We start from the raw sequence: 1,914 nt of genomic DNA, 5'->3' as shown, positions 1-1,914 counted from the left end.
TACCAATCATAAATATTGAATTTACCTTATGAAAATTAAATTACTCCCTATTTTTGACTCCCTTAACTATCTTAATAAAAATCACGAGCACGCAGTTCTTCCTGATCCCAGCTTTCAAAGTGATTTTAATTACACGTTAAATTTTCTTAAAAGCTATACAGGAAGCCTTGGTACATTCAATAGTTATCGCAGAGAAGCGGAACGCTTATTACAATGGTCGTGGCATATAAAAAATGTCCGTATTAATGAATTAAAACGGGAAGACATCGAAGAATACATTCATTTTTGCCAGAATCCCCCCAAATCCTGGATTAGTTTGAAAAAGGTCCCCCGTTTTCGGGTAAAAGAAGGCAAACGTATACCCAATGACGAATGGCGCCCTTTTGTTGTTACTTTAAGCAAAACCGCGATTAAACATGGACACAGTGCTTCGCTAGAACAATTTAGTCTGTCTCAAGGAGCAACCCAGGAAATTTTCGCGATATTAAGTACTTTATTTAATTTTTTAATTGCTGAAGAATACTTAGCGTCTAACCCTGTTGCCTTAATCAGGCAAAAGAGCAAATTTATCAGAAAAAGACAACAGAACGCCCCGATTCGCAGACTCAGTTTATTGCAATGGGATGAGGTTCTGAACGCAGCAGAGACGATGGCCCAAGATTCTCCGGAACACCATGAACGAACTCGGTTTATGTTAAGCTTATTATTTGGTATGTATTTGCGTATATCAGAAGTTGCTGCCAGCGCTCGCTGGATCCCAAGTATGAACAATTTTGCAAAAGACAGTAATGGCCATTGGTGGTTTACTACTGTAGGTAAAGGAAATAAAGAGCGTCAGATTGCGGTTAGTGAAGCTATGCTTGAAAGCCTGACTCGCTGGCGCTTATTTTTAGGGTTAACTCCCCTGCCTTCACCTGCGGATAATTCCCCCTTAATCCCCAAAATCCGTGGAAATGGGCCAATGAGTGATACAGCTCCTATTAGAAGAATTATTCAGCGTTGTTTTGATTTGGCAAGTGAGCAACTACGCCACAAAGGACATATGGAAGAAGCAGATAATTTATCTGTAGCTACAGTGCATTGGTTGAGACATACCGGCATATCTGAAGATGTTAAGATCCGCCCCAGAGAACATGTTCGTGATGATGCGGGACATAGTTCAAGTGCCACAACAGATCGTTATATTGATATTGAAAAACAGGCGCGATATGAATCGGCTCGAAAGAAAGTGATTGAACCCAGTGGATAGATTTATTTATATTGATTTCAGTATGACAGTCATGATTTAAGCTTAAGGATAAAACCCAATACAAAACTGTAGGTGATATTATTTGCACAGGAAACGATCACGTTTATATCATATTAGTTGAAACATAGCTGTGATAAAATAAGATATTAATTTCAGCTCAATGGTTTATCATGCTCACTCTACGTCAAATCACCCTCTCGCGTGGCAATAAAGTACTTCTGGATAAAGCGAATGTAAGTCTGTACGAAAAGCAAAAAATAGGTCTTATTGGTCATAATGGTTGTGGTAAATCAACGTTATTTGATTTTCTGCTTGGGAAGCTGATCCCTGATTCCGGTGAATTTTTAATAAACCCACAGTTGAGTATCAGTCATTTATCACAACAATTACCAGACAGTGAACAAACCGCATTAGATTTCGTACTTGCAGGTGATGATGAATACATTAAATTACTAGAGCGATTGAAACAAGCAGAACTGTCTGGCAATGATGCAGAGGTATTGGCATGTCATGATGAGCTAAGTCATAGCGGTGGTTACAGCAAGCCCGCTCAAGCTGCGACTATTATGTCTGGGCTAGGATTCAGGGGCGATCAACAACAAAATACAGTCAATAGTTTCTCTGGCGGATGGCGCATGCGGTTAAGCCTTGCACGATGTCTCATG

2 protein-coding genes are annotated in these 1,914 nt (G+C 39.7%); both read left to right on the top strand.

Annotated features, from left to right (window positions below):
* The first annotated feature begins 28 nt into the window (after window positions 1–28).
* Window positions 29–1,249, top strand: coding sequence for a tyrosine-type recombinase/integrase (locus Q0495_RS05690; protein ID WP_298624003.1), 1,221 nt, complete (start codon window positions 29–31; stop codon window positions 1,247–1,249).
* Between the two features lie 170 nt (window positions 1,250–1,419).
* Window positions 1,420–1,914, top strand: a 495-nt coding sequence (locus Q0495_RS05685) for an ATP-binding cassette domain-containing protein (protein ID WP_298624002.1), incomplete at its 3' end; no start/stop codon positions are given.

Source organism: uncultured Legionella sp., assembly GCF_937871865.1.
Lineage (GTDB): Bacteria > Pseudomonadota > Gammaproteobacteria > Legionellales > Legionellaceae > Legionella.
This window is presented reverse-complemented; position numbering and strand designations above follow the sequence as displayed.

Excerpts from the sequence above, each read along its gene's own strand:
- Q0495_RS05690 (WP_298624003.1), top strand. The coding sequence starts at position 29 with ATGAAAATTAAATTACTCCCTATTTTTGACTCCCTTAACTATCTTAAT.